Genomic DNA, 16,144 nt, shown 5'->3' on the forward strand with positions numbered 1-16,144 from the left:
TCCGTACTTGCCGCGTCGTGCGTCCCCCGAAGCCCACCAGGTTCTGACGCAACCGCGCGGCCATCTCCCGTGTCCGTTGCTCGACTCAATACAACGATCGCCAGTACCTGAGCAGCGACCAAATGAAGCAAGTTCGACAAAAGGTCCATTGTGTCGACCTGAACTATGACACCAAGGTGCACAATGTGGACATTAAGACCCTAGATTGCAGAAAGTTACGATTGACCTTGACGTCGCTCAGCCGTACCTTTCCCCTCACTCAAATGTTCCAACAACGGGGGGAGGGCCGTTCGTGGCTCCCGCGCGTCTAAAAACCGGCCAATTCGTCGGTTACCAGAGATACCTTCGATCCTGGCCCGGGCATCTCCTAACCACCAGCCTGGCAACGGTAATCGCCTTTACGGGCACGCAGGAAATCCCCAGCCGGCCAGCTCATGCCTCACTGCCTAAAGTCGTGGCTAAGGCACTAGAGCGACCGGACCAAATGGCCGCGCTAATTACTGCCCGAATGACCGGCCGGAAAGTCCTAATTACCGGTCTAACAAGCGAATCTGCTGAGTACACAGCCCTTCCCAATGGCCAGGTCGAAGCGAGAGTCCATGCCGGACCAGTTAGGATGCTTACCGGCAGCAAGTGGATTCCAATCGACTTAACGCTTCGAAACTCGCCGGACGGCTCTATTCGTTCTGCAGCGCACCCTCTCGATCTGAAAATCTCCGGTGCCCGTGGCGTCGGCGGGGAGTTGGCCGCGGTCGGAGCCGGCGACAATCGTCTCTCGATGGGTTGGCAAGGTGCGTTACCTGCGCCGATTCTCTCCGGCAACCGAGCGACGTACCCAGATGTCGCGCCAGGAATTGACTTAGTAGTTGAGGCCACCCGAACGGGATTCGCGCAATTTGTCACGGTCAAGAACCGCGAGGCGGTCGATAATCTGCCGGACTTGGCCTTGCCACTGGCGGCTAAGAGTTTGTCGTCGTTCAGTCAGGGCAGTAACGGCGAACTGACGCTAAAGAACTCGCAGGGGCTTCCGATTGCAGCCGTACCAGCGCCTGAGATGTGGGACGCTCAACGGGCGCCTGGTTCGGGCGAGCCAACCCGGCGAAGAGTGGTCGTGGCCAAGTCCGAGCGGACAGCAAAGCGGACTGGCACCCCCGCCGATAGCATCACGATGCGACTTCAGCCGGACATTAACTGGCTGAAGAATCCTGCGACACAATTCCCGGTTACTATTGACCCGCAAATCAACCCTCTTTACACATCCTTCGACACTTACGTAAAGGAGGGTGACAGTGTTGGCCGCAGTGGTGCGACTGACCTGCAAATCGGGCTTCTTGCCGGCTCCCCAGCCGCGAAGTCAAGAGCTTTTCTGAATTGGCCCGTAGCGGGGCTAGCGGGCAAGCAAGTCACTGTCGCAAACGTCTATTTCTGGAATTTTTGGTCTAACACGTGTGCCTCCAATTCGTGGGAAATCTGGACAACCGAAGAGGCTTCCTCGGCCACTCGCTGGGGAACGCAACCCACCTGGGTCCAAAAAGAAGCTACCTCGACCCAGACTAAGGGTTTCTCCTCAACCTGTGACGACGGATGGGTCAGCATCAGCGGAACGAATTTCTTCCAGCGAGCTGCCACCGCTGGAAAGTCGACCGCCTACATGGGCGTGCGAGGCACCGATGAAACCAACGGCAACAGCTTTAAGCAACTGCGGTCCCGCAACGCGGTCGACTCCAGCCAGGTCCCTTACGCCGTAGTGACCTACAATTCGTACCCATCGGTTGGCGTCCGTTCGACAACTCCGAACTCGGACTGCGTCACCGGCAGCAACCGCCCGCTGATCAATAGCCTAACGCCGCAGCTGAAGTCAGTCGTCACGGACGGGGAGGCTTCACCTGTAAGGGCCGAGTTCGAATGGTGGACCCTTACCGGAACCACCAAACTTGGCAGCGTAGTCACCGCAACTGGGCCCTCAGGCAATAATTTCGTCGGTACCGTTCCAGCGGGTGCCTTCTCCAACGGCGCGACGTATAGATGGCGGGTGCGCGGCAACGACGGCTCAATTGACGGCGCCTGGTCCTCATTTTGTGAGTTCTCCATCGACACCGCTTTCGTGAACTCGCCGAGCATTAGTTCAACGAAGTATCCGATGAACGAGTGGGGGGGAGAAGCCGCTGTCGCCGGTGACTTCACCTTCGACCCAAATGGAAGCGCCGATGTCGCTGCTTACGTTTATAGCCTTGATGTTCAGCCTCCGAACAAGGTCGTTAATGCCTCCGCTCCGGGGGCTCCTGCCACCGTCGCGCTGACGCCCTCTACGGCGGGCTGGCATACGGTGTTCGCGCAAAGCCGTGATGCAGCTGGCAACCTATCTGCTCTGCGGTCGTACCCGTTCAAGGTCGGATCCGCAGCGGTCACTTCTCCCAAGGGCGGTGACATCACCGGCGCGAAAGTTGCCATCAACTCCACTGCATCGTCAAGTATCACCGAGGTGCGGTATCAGTGGCGACGCTCTGGTGCAGACGCTTGGACGACAATCCCGCTCTCCGACGTTACTTATGCGGTCGGGGGTGGCCCAGTTGCCGCTTGGCCCATCACTGTTTCGAATGGTATTGTCCCCAAATTGAGCTGGGACGTGGCGGCGACTCTGGCAGCCGCCGACTCACTGGGCATCCCTAGAGATGGCCCTCTAGAGATCCGCGGGCAGTTCAACAACGCCGGGGAGCGAACCAACCGCATCACCTTCGACCGCGACCTTGCCTCAGCAGACACCGAAATGGTAGGTCCGGGCGCGGTAAACCCGATCACAGGAAACTACAAGATTGGTGAAACGGATGTCGCCGTCCCTGGCCTGGCGATCTCGCGTACAACCAATAGTCGGAAGCCCGGTGGTGCCGATCCGCTGTTCGGACCCGGATGGGTATCCGGGCTCATTATCTCTCAGGCAGACGCGCCCTACACTAGATTGGCGCTCTATGGGAACCTCGCGCAGGTAAAGCTGCCGGACGACTCGACAATCGGATTTACCAAGCTAACTAGCGCTGGGACTGATTATCAACCCCAGGTAGGCGCCGAGCTTTACAAACTGAAATTCAACTCGGCAAACAACGCGTTCACCCTAACCGATGGTGAGGGCAATGTAGTTACGTTCACCCGAAACTCAACGGACCCAGTCGGCGTTTATAGCCCAACCGCAGCGATCGTGCCTGGCTCAGGAGACACCGCCACCTATTCCTGGGAGAAAGCCTCGGTCGGCGCTACGGAAGTTATGCGCCCCACTCGCATGCTTGCCCCGGTTCCCACGGGAGTCACCTGTACCACCTTGGTGAGGGGATGCCGCGCACTCACCTTCAGCTATGCCACTACCACCACCGCAACGGGGACGGCCGACGGCTCGTGGGGCAATTACGCTGGCCGGGTATCAGGAATCTCTTACACTGCATGGGACCCGGACCTGGCAACGCCGGCAATGCGAACCATCGCCGTGGCCCGCTATTCCTACGACAGCACCGGCCGACTGCGGACTTTCTCTGATCCGCGTCTGGACTATACAGACGGCACCGGGCCTCGTACCATTCGATCGGTCTACTACTACAACGGTGACGGCGTCATCACATCGATGACTCCACCCGGACAGCAGCCATGGCAGTTCGCGTACACGACCCTCCCCGACGATCCTGGTAAGGGGCGCCTGCATAAGGTAACTCGGTCGGCGTTGAGTGCCGGAACCGCCGTGGAAACCGTGGTATACCGGATCCCTCTCACCGGTTCCGGCGCACCCTACGACCTCTCAGGCAGCCAAACCGCGAGGTGGGCGCAGGCTGAACCTCCGACCGACTCGACCGCAATTTTCCCCCCGAACCAGGTTCCAACGGGCGATCCATCGGCCGGTGTCCTGCCAGGTTCCTACGAACGCTCCACACTCCTCTACCTGGACGCCAACGCACGAACAGTCAACGTTGCTCAACCCGGCGGACACATCTCCGCGACGTCATACGACAACTATGGAAACGTCCTCAGTGAGTTGAGCCCCGACAACCGCAAGCGGGCCTTGGAGGCTTCCGGCACCGATAATGCGTCGGCGGAAGCGCAAATTGCGGAAAAGCTGGCTAACTCAGCCGTCTTCTCGCCCGACGGACAGAAGTTGCTGGAGACTTTCGGACCCGAACACGACATTGTTTTGTCAAGTGGATCGGTAGTTCGGGGCCGGAGCCATACCCGTTACAGTTACGACGAAGGTGCTCCTACGGCCGCCGCAGAGCCCTTCAACCTCGCTACGACTGAGCGAACCTCAGTCAGTTACGTCAACGCCGGCCAGACAATCGACGCGGATACACGCACGACAACCACGAAGTACGACTGGACGCTTAAGCAGCCTACCGAGGTCACGATCGACCCCGAAGGCGCAAACCTCACCACCAGAACCGCCTACGATTCATCCGGTGCGATCACCTCCATCACTGCACCGGGCGGTGGTGAGACCGCAACAACGCCAGCAACTCGTTCGACCGTTTACTACTCGACTGCCTCAAACTCGACTTTCCCTGAGTGTGGCAGTAGACCAGAATGGGCGGATGCCGTTTGCCGCACTCAGCCTGCAGGGCAGCCAGAGGTTGGGCAGCCTTTGGTTTCGACAGTCACGACCTATGATATCTATGGCCAACAGCGGACGTCAGTCGAGAAAAACAGTGCGGGTATACAACGGACCTCTACGCTAATGTACGACAATGCCGGACGTCAGCTTGAAACCACTGTGTTCGGGCCTGCTGGGGTGGGGCAGCCGTTGGAGAAACGGCGCAACGTGTATGAGCCGTCAACTGGGCAGCCGATCCGGACAGAGACGATCAATGGCTCCGGTGTAGTGACCTCTCAAGTGTCCCGTGTCTTTGACACTCTCGGTAGGATTACGAGCTACACGGACGCAGATGGCAATGTCTCTACGACGTCCTACGACCTGCTTTCCCGAGAGTCAGTCGTGACTGATGGGAAAGGCACGCAAACTTTCTCGTACGACGGAGGATCTGAGCGACGTGGTCTCCCCACGCAGGTTCTGGACAGCCAGACCGGAAACTTCGTGGGCAGTTACAACGCGGATGGCAGCCTCCTGACGCAGGAATGGCCCAATGGTTTAGTCAGCACCGTTACTCTGAATGAAGTCAGCATCCCGGTCGGAATCAACTACTCCAAGCCTGGGTGCGGACAGGGTGACTGTACCGTCTATGCCGATAGCATCTTGTTGAACGCCCACGATGAGCGCTCTTCTCGAACCTCAAGCCTGTCTGGTCAGGCTTTTAGTTACGATGCGGCCGCCCGTTTGACAAGCGTCCGAGATACTGTTTCCGGCGAGTGCACGACCCGAAGCTATGGCTATGACCAGTCCACGAACAGGACGGACTTGTCGACCTACGCGCCGAACGTTGGCGGGGCATGTCAGCAGGGCACCGTGCAAACGACGAGGAACTGGACGTACGACGCCGCGGACCGCGTCGCTGACGAGGGTTATCAATATGACCCGCTTGGCCGTACGCTGACTCAGCCAGCCGCAGATTCCGCCTCGGGAGCCAGCGGAGCTCAAATTGGCTACTACGTTAATGACATGACGCGATCAATTCAGCAAGGAACGCGCGTGTCGACCTACACTTTGGATGTTATTTCTAACCGTTTCCGGTCCTGGGACGACTCGGCCAATAATGTAACGAAGCGTAACCACTACCGCGACGACAGCGATCAACCCGCCTGGACTGATGAAGGGAACGGGAATAGCTCTCGACCCGTTGTTGGCCTAGCTGGGATCGCGGGCATCTTCACTAACATAAGCGGCACGTCTTGGGTGATCACGAACTTGCATGGCGACTTCGTCGCGGGCATTGCAGAGTCCGGGACGGGGTTGGCGTACACGAGTGAATACACGGAGTACGGAAAACCGCGGAACAGCGGCGATTCTGGCACACGCCGTTACGGCTGGCTCGGCACAACTCAGCGCGCCGCCGATGCTCCTGCTGGTTTGGTGCTGATGGGCGTCCGACTATTCAATCCCGAAACCGGGCGGTTCTTGTCATCGGATCCGGTATATGGCGGCAACGCCAACGCCTACGAGTACTGCAGAGGCGACGCTATCAACTGCGTCGACACCTCAGGGGCGGTTAGTTGCAAATTCAGCAAAAAGAAGTTCTGGTGGACTTGGTGGCCGTACGGCCTCAACTTCGACATATCAGTCCGTTGTACTATAAAGAACTGGGAAGTGCGCGCGGCTCAGACTATAGGGGGGGCTGCTGCTGCAGCAGCCGGGGCTGTCGGCACGATCTTAACGTTGCCGAGCGTGGGACTTTCCCTACTACTGGTCGTATACAGCATCGTTCTTTTGGGTGTGCTTGGATTCGCGACTGTGATCTACAGTGATCGTTGTGAAGCCAGTGGCATCTGGTATAAGGTGGGTGTCCGCAAGAAGGCGGGAAAAAGGACAAAATACAGCTTCAGTGCCGACTGTAATAAGAAAAAGAAGAGGTAGGTAATGTTTAGGTCGTGGTGGGGCGAGGGCGTGCGCGTGGAAATCAAGCTGAGGCATCTTGAGTTGCTGACGTGGCCTGCCCCCGCCCCCCACGACCAATCCTCGCGGACGATGATGCCCGCAGAGCTGATCGATCCACTCCTGCCGCTTCGGAGCCGGGTATCCCTGAATCCATTGCAAATCGAAATGATTCAGCAGACATCCAGGCTGGAAAGAATTCGGCGGTCAACTATCCCGGTTGTGCTCGTCCTGCAAGTAGCGTTTCTTGCGATCACAATTTCCGAGGCGTCGACGTGGCACATACTTCTTGGCGCCGCCGCCTTCCTCTCGGCTGCATTCCTCATGCTTCTCTACCCTGTTGCGATATTAATTTTCAGACGGCGCGGTATGCCGTTCGTGCAGGGTGACATCCTTGTGATGTGCGCCATTAGCAGAGATTTTGGGGAGCGCCTTGTGAATATTAATCGGCCCGGCGCTGTAACAATCAAAGTTGATAGAAGAATCTAACCTCGGCCCTTGGTTAAGGGCTGCGTGGCGGTTGTCCCGGGGACGCGAAAGTGCCTTCTGATCTGGAACGATGTGACTTGTCTAGGGTCTCATCCATCGAGCCTTTTTCATCCTGCGTAGGCCGGGTTCTCGACGTGGTGTAGGACCAGGATGGCCTGCACGATTGGGGTCGCCTGGTGTGGGCTGCAGCGCAGCCTGTTCAGGATTTTCCAGGTTTTGAGGGTGGCGTTGGCGCGTTCGCCGATGGCGCGGATGCGGGCGTGGGCGCGGTTGACCTTCTTCTGCGAAGCGGTGAGATTCGGCCGGTAGCGGTGGCGTTTGAACGGGGTCCGGATGCTGCCGCGGGTGCCTTGGTAGGCCTTGTCGGCGAACGTCACCACCTTTTCCCTGTTCAGGGCGTCGATCAGGGCTATTGCGTAGTCGGTTGAAGGGTGTTTGAGCTGGGGTTTGATGTGGGACCGGTCGAGGGTGGGTCCATGTAGGACGGGTACCCGTTGGTGATCATGGTGTTTGCGAAGACCACATGACCCAGAAGAAGGACCGCACCCGCCGATGTCATCATCACCCACCGAGATCCTGCTCCCGCACCGACCCACCGGCACACTCCCCGCCGTGGTCACTGAAGGTGATCGTCAGGGCTTGTTCGAGGTGTTGTCCACGATCCCTGACCCGCGTGATCCGCGTGGCTGCCGTTACTCGCTGGTGAGCATCCTGGCGGTGGCGGTCTGCGCGGTGCTGGCCGGGGCGTGCACGTTCGCGTCGGTGACCGATTGGGTGCGTAATCAGGACCAGGAGGTCTGGGATCGGCTCGGTTTCAGCGACCGGGTACCGGCGGCCACGACGGTGTGGCGGCTGCTGATCCGCATCGACGCCGATGTGCTCTCACGGGTGCTGGCCCGGTGGCTGTTGGCCCGAACAGCGCCGGTCACCATGGCCGGGCGGCGGTGGCGGCTCGTGATCGCCGTCGACGGCAAGGTCGAACGGGGCGCCCGGCTCGCTGACGGGCGGCAAGTTCATCTGCTGTCGGCGTACGACACCTCCACTGGTGTCGTGCTCGCCCAGGTGCGGATCGACGCGAAGTCCAATGAGATCCCGGCGTTCACTCCGCTGATGCGTCTGGTCGCCGCCCAGTTGGGATCGTTGCAAGACGTCCTGGTCGTCGCGGACGCGCTGCACGCCCAGACCGGGCACGCGGAACTCCTCGCAGCCGACGGCGAGCACCTGATGGTTACGGTCAAGGGGAACCAGCCGACCCTGCACAACCAGCTCAAATCCCTTCCGTGGGCGCAGATCCCGATCGGTTCCCAGACCCGCGAGACCGGCCACGGCCGCAAGGAAACCCGCACCGTCAAAGCCGTCGCCGTGGCCACTCCCGGCGGGATGGCGTTTCCCCACGCGCAGCAGGCCGTCCGAATCACCCGGACCCGCACGATCAAGGGCAAGACCAGCCGCGAAGCGGCATACCTGACCGTGTCCCTGCCCGCCGAGCAGGCTCAACCCGCCGACCTCGGCACCTGGGCGCGGTCTGAATGGCACATCGAGAACCGCCTGCATTACGTCAGAGATGTGACACTACGTGAAGACGCTCACCAAGCCCGGACGGGCAACGGCCCCACCGTCTTCGCGACACTCCGTAACACCTCGATCGGTTACCACCGCACAAACGGCGCCACGAACATCGCCGAAGCCACCCGACGCGCCAACCACCGCCCACACGACCTGATCGACGCCGTGACCACCAGCAATCCTACCTTGACCAGGGGCAACCCCACTACGCAATAGCCCTGGGGCGTCGATGATGTGATGGGTGCGGGCCGCGGTCAGGTCATGGACGGCTCCGGGCAGGGCTGTTGATGTCCAGATGAGCCGGCCTGCCGGGTCGGCGATGACCTGTTCACGCCGTGTCGGCGATGCTTGCCTGAGTAGTAGGGCTTCTGCTCGGCGACCCGGTCGATCGGGATCAGGGTGCCGTCGAGGATCGCGTACGCGAGCAGCCGGACCCTGTTCATCGCCGTGGCCAAGTCGTCGGCGGTCTTGGCGAGCAGGTCAATGGCCTCTTGGACGTATCGCCAGGCCGTTGTGACGCCGATCTCGAAGCCGGCGGCCAGCCGGGTCGGGGTGTCGCCGTTACGCAGGTGGGCCAGGGCGAGCAGAGCTTGCCGGCCCGGGTCGAGACGCCGCCATCGGGATCGTCGCTGCTCACGGTGGGCTCGGATGAGGCCGCTGAGGTGGTTCAGGTTGCGGGTGGACAACGGAATCGCGGCAGGGTAAGACAGCACAGCGAGGCTCCCGGTTGGGGCATCGGATCTTGGTCGACTGCTGTCTTACCGGGACCGCCTCGTCTCATGTGGACATCAGGATCGACCACTACCGTGACCTGCGCCGTCACGATGAAAATGGCTCATCCATCACGGAAGGGCACTTTCAAGGTGCAGCGTACCGGTATGCGTCCCAAGCTTGTGGTCTCTGGTGGGGGTCGGGGCGTGGTCGGTCACGCCGGTGCCCGGCTGCTGGCCCAGATGCTGCCGCGCGTCTACGTGCGGTCCGATTTTCGAGTTAGGGGCCAGGCAGTTGCGTTCACCCGAGCAGCCGTACAAGGTCGGGCTCCTGCTCGTTCTCGCCGTCGCCTCTACCGCGTCGGCAGTGATGGCTGAGGACGCACTGGAAAGGTCGCTGGGGGTCGGGGCGGCCATGGTTCTCGCGCTGCTGGCGTGGCGGGCGGCCGTCGTCAGGGTTTCCATCACCGACTCCTCGGTCACCGATGTCCGGCTCTTCGCGCGGCGCACGTGCGAGCGAACGGAGGTGGCCGAGGTGCATCTCGGCCAGCCTGGTGGCTTCCTTGACGGTCACTGTCTGGTCCTGACGCTCCGGGACGGACGGGAGGCGCCGCTGACCGCGTCCCGCGTGTACTCGTGGTTTCCCGTCGCGGCGCACGTGGTTCGGCTGCGAGAACTGCTGGCCGACGTACGGCGTTGGCAGGAACAGGCGCGGTCCCGGTGACCGCCCTGCGGACGTCCGAGTCCGCAGGGCGGGACGCGGCGGGCAGCGCGCCGCGTCGGTGGCCCGCCGTGACAGACTGACCGCTGTGTTGCGCTGGTTGACTGCAGGTGAATCGCACGGCCCCGCCCTCGTCGCGATGCTGGAGGGGGTGCCGGCCGGCATCGAGGTGACCACCACCGAGATCGCCGACGACCTGGCCCGCCGACGGCTGGGCTACGGCCGTGGTGCCCGGATGGCGTTCGAGCGGGACGAGGTCGAGGTGCTCGGCGGCCTGCGGCACGGCGTCACCCTGGGCAGCCCGGTGGCGATCCGGGTGGGCAACTCCGAGTGGCCGAAGTGGCAGACGGTGATGGCCGCTGACCCGGTCGACCCCGACGAGCTGGCCCGGCAGGCCCGTAACGCCCCGCTGACCCGGCCCCGGCCGGGCCACGCCGACCTGGCCGGCATGCAGAAGTACGGCCACACCGACGCCCGGCCGATCCTGGAGCGCGCCAGCGCACGGGAGACCGCCGCCCGGGTCGCGGTCGGCGCGGTCGCCAAGGCGCTGATCCGTCAGGCGCTCGGTATCGAGATCGTCTCGCACGTCGTCGAGCTGGGGCCGGTGGCCGCGAAGCCCGGGCTGCGCCCCACCCCGTCCGACGCCGCCCAGATCGACGCGGACCCGCTGCGCTGCCTCGACCCGGAGGCCAGCGCCCTGATGGTCGCCGAGGTCGACGCCGCGAAGAAGGCCGCCGACACCCTCGGGGGCGTGGTCGAGGTGCTGGCGTACGGGGTGCCGCCGGGGCTGGGCAGTCACGTGCAGTGGGATCGTAAGCTCGACGCCCGACTGGCCACCGCGCTGATGTCCATTCAGGCGATCAAGGGCGTGGAGATCGGCGACGGCTGGCAGCAGGCCCGTTCCCGCGGCTCGGAGGCGCACGACGAGATCATTCCGTCGGCCACCGGCGTTCGCCGGGTCACCGACCGGGCCGGCGGGCTGGAGGGTGGCATCACCACCGGTGAGCCGCTGCGGGTCCGCGCCGCGATGAAGCCGATCTCCTCGCTGAACCGGGCGCTGGCCACCGTGGACGTCACCACCGGCGAGCCGGCCACCGCGATCAACCAGCGTTCCGACGTCTGCGCGGTGCCCGCCGCGGCGGTGGTCGCCGAGGCGATGGTGGCGCTGGTGCTCGCCGAGGCGGCCACCGAGAAGTTCGGCGGAGACTCGATCGCCGAGATCCGCCGCAACCTGGCCGGTTACCTCGACGCGCTGGTCATCCGCTGATGGCACCGGTCGTCGTGCTGGTCGGCGCGCCCGGCTGCGGCAAGACCACGGTCGGACGGGCGCTCGCCGCCACCCTCGGGGTGGAGTTCCGCGACACCGACGCCGACATCGAACAGATGGCCGGCAAGCCGATCCCGGAGATCTTCATCGACGAGGGTGAGGCGCACTTCCGTACCTTGGAGCGGGCCGCGGTGGCCGCGGCGCTGGCTGCCGGCACGGGCGTGCTCGCCCTCGGCGGCGGCGCGATCCTGGCGGAGGAGACCCGGGCCGCGCTGGTCGGGCACCGGGTGGTGCACCTTTCGGTCGAGCTGCCCGACGCGGTGAAACGGGTCGGGCTCGGCGCCGGCCGGCCGTTGCTGGCGATCAACCCGCGGGCCACCCTGAAGCACCTGATGGACCAGCGCCGGCCGCTCTACACCGAGGTGGCCACCGAGACGGTGGTCACCGACGGCCGGACCCCGGCGGCGATCACCGCCGAGATCGCCGCCCTGCTACCCCGCTGACGTTGGCCTGTTGCCCGTTCCCGGGGTGTCCCCTCAGCCTCGGGCGGCGGCGTCGAGGACGGCAGCCAGAGCTTTCGGCTCGCTGAGCATCGGCCAGTGCCCGGTGGGCAGCTCGAACAGCTGACCACCGGCCAGCGCCGTGAAGTACGGGTGCCCCTCGCCGATCATCTGCTCCACCATTGCCAGCGGGAACGTGCTGGCGACCAGCGCGGTCGGCACCGGGCGACCGCCGGTACGCCGCACCGGGTCGGTGGCGGCCCGCAGCGGCTGCGGGGTGGCCCGGGCACGCAGCAGGGCCAGCGTCGGCTCGTCCAGCCCGGCCAGGTTGGTCGGGTCGGCGGCCGGATCCCACGCTGGCGGCGGCAGCAGGTGCCCGGTGCCGATCGCGGCGCGCAGCCGCTGCTGCTCTTCCGGCGGCACCGTGTCGAACTGCGCCGTGCCGTCCGGCAAGGGGCCACTCTCCACGTAGACCACCCGGGCGATCCGGTCCGGAATGCGGTCCGCCGCCTGGGCGACCGGCATCCCTCCGCCGGAGTGCCCGACCAGCAGCACGTCGCGGAGGGCCTCGACCTCGATCAGCCGGACGATGTCGGTGGTGTGCGTGTCCAGGCCCACCTCCGGTCCGGCGAGATGGTCGCGCTCGGCCAGCCCGGTCAGCGTCATCGGGTACACGTCGTGACCCTGAGCACGCAGGGTCGCGGTCACCTCACGCCATGCCCAGGCACCCAACCAGAACCCCGGTACCAGCACGAACGTCGCCATCTGTCGCTCCTTCTCTCGGTTACCGACAGACCGTAGGATCGAATCCGGACAGGATCCGCCCGGTTTGAAGGAGTGTCCCGTGTCACATCCTGCTGGTCGGGTGCTGGCCCTGCTGGAGTTGCTTCAGGCCCGGCACCGCGCGACTGCCGCCGAGTTGGCCGGCCGGCTCGGCGTCGACGAACGGACCGTGCGCCGGTACGCGGCCACCCTGGTCGAGCTGGGCATCCCGGTAACCGCCGACCGTGGCCGCTACGGCGGGTACCGACTGCACCCCGGCTTCAGATTGCCGCCGCTTATGCTCACCGACGACGAGGCGGTGGCCGTGCTGCTCGGCCTGGTCGTCGCCGAGCGGGTCGGGCTGGCCACCGAGCAGCCGGCCACGGCCACGGCACTCGCGAAGATCCGTCGGGTGTTGCCGGCGGCGCTCGCCGACCGGCTCGCGGCCGTGCAGGAACACCTCGGCTTCACTCTGCGACGCCCCGAGGCGGAGTTGCGGCCGGCGTCGGGCACTCTGCTCACCCTGGCCGCGGCGGCCCGGCACCGGCAGCGGGTGGCACTGGACTACCGATCCTGGCGGGGCGAGCAGTCACAGCGGGAGCTCGACCCGTACGGCCTGGTCTTCCACGCCGGCCGCTGGTACGTCACCGGCCACGACCACCGGCGCGGGGAGATCCGCACGTTCCGGCTGGACCGCATCGGCGCCGTGACGCCGGGCGTGGCGACGTTCACCGTGCCGGAGGGCTTCGACCCGGTGGCCCGGGTGACCCGGTCACTGGCCGGCGTGCCGTACACGCACGAGGTCGAGGTGTTGCTGGAGACCGACCTGGTCGCCGCCCGGCGCCGCATCCCGCCCAGCGTGGCCGAGTTGACCGCCACCACCGACGGGGTGCTGCTGCGGGCCCGGGCGGAGAGCCTGCCCGGTATGGCCGCGCTGCTTGCCGGTCTGGGCTGCCCGTTCACCGTGCGACACCCGGACGCGCTGCGTGCCGCGGTGGCCGAGCACGCCCGCCTGCTCGCCGAGTGGGCGGCCCGGCCAGCAGGTGGGCAGCCGCCCGCACCACGCCGCCCGCTCGACTAGGCTGCCGGCGATGGACGAGGTGACCCGGATTCCGGTCGGCGGCGAGCGGCCGTACGACGTCTTGGTGGGACGTGACCTGCTGGGCGCGCTGCCTGGCCTGCTGCCCGGCGCGACGCGGGCGGCGGTGCTGCACGCGCCCCCGCTCAAGGCTCTGGCGGACGCGCTTGGCGAACGGCTGCGCGCCGCCGGCGTCGAGCCGCTGCCGATCGAGGTGCCCGACGCCGAGTCGGGCAAACAGATCGACGTGGCCGCCGCCTGCTGGGACCGACTCGGAGCGGCGGGCTTCACCCGCACCGACGCGGTGGTCGGGGTGGGCGGCGGCGCGGTGACCGACCTGGCCGGCTTCGTCGCGGCCTGCTGGTTGCGCGGGGTGCGCTGGGTGCCGGTGGCAACCTCGCTGCTGGGCATGGTGGACGCCGCGGTGGGCGGCAAGACGGGCATCAACACGGCCGCCGGCAAGAACCTGGTGGGCGCGTTCCATCCGCCGGTCGGTGTGCTGGCCGACCTGGCCACCCTGGACAGCCTGCCCGCGGTCGACCTGGCGGCCGGGTTGGCCGAGGTGGTCAAGTGCGGTTTCATCGCCGACCCGATGATCCTGGATCTCATCGAAAATGACCCGGAGGCTGCCACCGATCCCCGTGGGCCGGTGAGCCGGGAGCTGATCGAGCGGGCGATCCGGGTCAAGGCCGACGTGGTCTCCGGTGACCTGCGCGAGTCGGGCGTGCGGGAAGTGCTCAACTACGGGCACACCCTCGCCCACGCGATCGAGCAGAACGAGGGCTACCGCTGGCGGCACGGCCATGCCGTCGCCGTCGGTCTGGTGTACGCCGCCGCGCTGGCCCGGCTCGCCGGGCGGCTGGACGCCCCGACCGCCGACCGGCATCGGGTCACCCTGACCGCGCTCGGCCTGCCGGTGAGCTACCCCGCCGACGCCTGGCCGCAACTGTTGGCTGCGATGCGGGTGGACAAGAAGGCCCGGGGCAGTCGGCTGCGTTTCGTGGTGCTCGACGGGCTGGCCCGCCCGGCGATGCTGGAGGGCCCGGACGACGCGTTGCTGGAGGCCGCCTACCAGGAGGTGGCCGCGGCGTGAGGGTCTACGTCCTCAACGGGCCGAATCTGGGCCGGCTGGGCACCCGCGAGCCCGACGTGTACGGCGCGACCACCTACGCCGACCTGGTGGCGCTCTGCGAGTCCACGGGCGAGCAGTTGGGGCTGGACGTGACGGTCCGGCAGACCGACGCCGAGCACGAACTGCTCGGCTGGCTGCACACTGCCGCTGACGAGGGTGCCGCGGTGGTGCTCAACCCGGCTGCCTGGTCGCACTACTCGTACGCCGTGCGGGATGCCTGCGCCATGCTGCGGGGGCCGCTGGTGGAGGTGCACCTCTCCAACATCCACGCCCGCGAGGAGTTCCGGCACCACTCGGTGGTCTCCGCGGTGGCGACCGGGGTGATCTGCGGTCTCGGTGTCAACGGTTATCGCCTCGCCCTGCACCACCTGGCCACTTTGACCGGCTGAGCAGCAGGGCATTCCGCCTCTCGTGTCGCCCTGCGCCCCAGCAAATTGACGTTACTCAGCGTGACGGTGGCCCTCATTGCTGACCGCCACCGTCGGCCGTCATGACGAGGGCATCCCAAAGGGGGCAGACCACTCCTGCACGGGTCCTTTGCTCTGCTTTAACGCACGCGACACTGGTAGTGAGCTGCGGATATGTGATGTGCGTCAGAGGTGGAGGGCTTCGTGCGCAGAGTACGGAGCGTGGCTGTTGCGCCGGTTGAAGCAGAACAAAGGGCTGGGGTGGGGGTCGCTTAGTGGGCAGAACGTGACTTTCTGTCACCGTTGTCAGGCCGGGAATGCCCGTCGTGGACCGGCACCCGAACCGCGGCGGGAAACGCACCGCGACGCAGCTAGTAGACTCTCAAGGTCTGTCCGCCAATTGATGATCAAGGCAGGAAATGGCCTCCACCAACGACCTCAAGAACGGCCTGGTACTCAACCTGGACGGCGAGCTCTGGGCCGTCGTCGAGTTCCAGCACGTCAAGCCCGGTAAGGGTGGTGCCTTCGTGCGCACCACGCTGAAGAACGTGCTGTCCGGGAAGGTGGTCGACAAGACCTTCAACGCGGGCACCAAGGTCGACACCGCGACCGTGGACAAGCGCACGATGCAATACCTGTACGCCGACGGCGAGGACTTCGTCTTCATGGATCTGGAGACCTACGACCAGATCACCGTGCCCGGCGGCACCGTCGGCGAGGCAGCCAACTACCTGTTGCCCGAGGCGGAGGCGACCGTCGCCCAGCACGAGGGTGTGCCGCTCTACATCGAGCTGCCCACCAGCGTCGTGCTGGAAATCACCTACACCGAGCCGGGCCTGCAGGGCGACCGCTCGACCGGCGGCACCAAGCCGGCGACCGTGGAGACCGGCGCCACCGTGCCGGTGCCGCTGTTCATCACCACCGGCGAGAAGATCAAGGTCGACACCCGCGACGGCCGTTACCTCGGCCGCGCCTGATGGCTGAGGGTTCCAAGC

General features: G+C 64.9%; 11 protein-coding genes and 2 pseudogenes. 10 read left to right on the forward strand and 3 right to left on the reverse strand.

Features of this window, described 5'->3' with window-relative positions; genetic code table 11:
• Positions 1-508 precede the first annotated feature (508 nt).
• Both OG811_RS21900 and OG811_RS21905 read left to right on the forward strand, forming a co-directional pair.
• Positions 509-6,499 (forward strand): RHS repeat-associated core domain-containing protein, encoded by a 5,991-nt coding sequence (locus OG811_RS21900; RefSeq protein ID WP_406068327.1) that lies wholly within the window; start codon positions 509-511, stop codon positions 6,497-6,499.
• Positions 6,500-6,535: 36 nt separating this feature from the next.
• The gene (locus tag OG811_RS21905) at positions 6,536-7,006 is read left to right on the forward strand and encodes a hypothetical protein (RefSeq protein ID WP_406068329.1); all 471 of its coding nucleotides are present in this window, start codon (positions 6,536-6,538) and stop codon (positions 7,004-7,006) included.
• 107 nt (positions 7,007-7,113) lie between these two features.
• Here the strand turns inward: OG811_RS21905 and OG811_RS21910 are convergent.
• Positions 7,114-7,413: pseudogene (locus OG811_RS21910) on the reverse strand (transposase family protein); the annotation flags it as partial.
• 145 nt (positions 7,414-7,558) lie between these two features.
• Here OG811_RS21910 and OG811_RS21915 point away from each other — a divergent pair.
• Positions 7,559-8,788: an ISAs1 family transposase gene (locus OG811_RS21915; protein WP_406068330.1), complete on the forward strand. Its 1,230-nt coding sequence runs from the start codon at positions 7,559-7,561 to the stop codon at positions 8,786-8,788.
• A gap of 6 nt (positions 8,789-8,794) precedes the next feature.
• Here the strand turns inward: OG811_RS21915 and OG811_RS21920 are convergent.
• Positions 8,795-9,285 (reverse strand): annotated as a pseudogene (locus OG811_RS21920) (transposase family protein); the annotation flags it as partial.
• A gap of 292 nt (positions 9,286-9,577) precedes the next feature.
• Between OG811_RS21920 and OG811_RS21925 the strand changes: the two are divergent.
• From OG811_RS21925 to OG811_RS21935, 3 genes are all read left to right on the forward strand, one after another.
• The gene (locus tag OG811_RS21925; RefSeq protein ID WP_406068331.1) at positions 9,578-10,006 is read left to right on the forward strand and encodes a hypothetical protein; all 429 of its coding nucleotides are present in this window, start codon (positions 9,578-9,580) and stop codon (positions 10,004-10,006) included.
• 85 nt (positions 10,007-10,091) lie between these two features.
• A complete protein-coding gene (aroC, locus tag OG811_RS21930; protein WP_272617592.1) occupies positions 10,092-11,270 on the forward strand; it encodes a chorismate synthase in 1,179 nt (392 codons plus the stop codon).
• Entirely contained in the window at positions 11,270-11,773 is a 504-nt protein-coding gene (locus OG811_RS21935) for a shikimate kinase (RefSeq protein ID WP_406068333.1), read from the forward strand. Before aroC ends, OG811_RS21935 begins: the two co-directional genes overlap by 1 nt.
• A 33-nt stretch (positions 11,774-11,806) precedes the next feature.
• On the opposite strand, the gene OG811_RS21940 is transcribed toward OG811_RS21935, so the two are convergent.
• Complete coding sequence (locus OG811_RS21940; RefSeq protein WP_406068335.1) at positions 11,807-12,535, reverse strand: alpha/beta fold hydrolase; 729 nt, start codon at positions 12,533-12,535, stop codon at positions 11,807-11,809.
• A 79-nt stretch (positions 12,536-12,614) separates the two neighbouring features.
• Here OG811_RS21940 and OG811_RS21945 point away from each other — a divergent pair, with 79 nt between their 5' ends.
• The 4 genes from OG811_RS21945 (at position 12,615) to efp (ending at position 16,126) form a co-directional block, all read left to right on the forward strand.
• Positions 12,615-13,613, forward strand: a complete 999-nt coding sequence (locus OG811_RS21945) for a helix-turn-helix transcriptional regulator (protein ID WP_406068336.1) — start codon at positions 12,615-12,617, stop codon at positions 13,611-13,613.
• A gap of 10 nt (positions 13,614-13,623) precedes the next feature.
• Positions 13,624-14,703 carry a 3-dehydroquinate synthase gene (gene aroB, locus OG811_RS21950; protein WP_406068338.1) on the forward strand — a complete coding sequence of 360 codons (1,080 nt, stop codon included), beginning with the start codon at positions 13,624-13,626 and terminating at the stop codon, positions 14,701-14,703.
• Positions 14,700-15,131, forward strand: a complete 432-nt coding sequence (gene aroQ, locus OG811_RS21955; RefSeq protein WP_406068339.1) for a type II 3-dehydroquinate dehydratase — start codon at positions 14,700-14,702, stop codon at positions 15,129-15,131. Before aroB ends, aroQ begins: the two co-directional genes overlap by 4 nt.
• 437 nt (positions 15,132-15,568) lie before the next feature.
• Complete coding sequence (gene efp, locus OG811_RS21960; RefSeq protein WP_406068341.1) at positions 15,569-16,126, forward strand: elongation factor P; 558 nt, start codon at positions 15,569-15,571, stop codon at positions 16,124-16,126.
• Positions 16,127-16,144 lie beyond the last annotated feature (18 nt).

Source organism: Micromonospora sp. NBC_01638 (assembly GCF_045209745.1).
GTDB lineage: Bacteria > Actinomycetota > Actinomycetes > Mycobacteriales > Micromonosporaceae > Micromonospora.

Coding starts and splice junctions, on each gene's coding strand:
- OG811_RS21900 (WP_406068327.1), top strand. CDS start 509: ATGACCGGCCGGAAAGTCCTAATTACCGGTCTAACAAGCGAATCTGCT.
- OG811_RS21915 (WP_406068330.1), top strand. CDS start 7,559: ATGTCATCATCACCCACCGAGATCCTGCTCCCGCACCGACCCACCGGC.
- OG811_RS21935 (WP_406068333.1), top strand. CDS start 11,270: ATGGCACCGGTCGTCGTGCTGGTCGGCGCGCCCGGCTGCGGCAAGACC.
- OG811_RS21940 (WP_406068335.1), bottom strand. CDS start 12,535: ATGGCGACGTTCGTGCTGGTACCGGGGTTCTGGTTGGGTGCCTGGGCA.
- aroB (WP_406068338.1), top strand. CDS start 13,624: ATGGACGAGGTGACCCGGATTCCGGTCGGCGGCGAGCGGCCGTACGAC.
- efp (WP_406068341.1), top strand. CDS start 15,569: ATGGCCTCCACCAACGACCTCAAGAACGGCCTGGTACTCAACCTGGAC.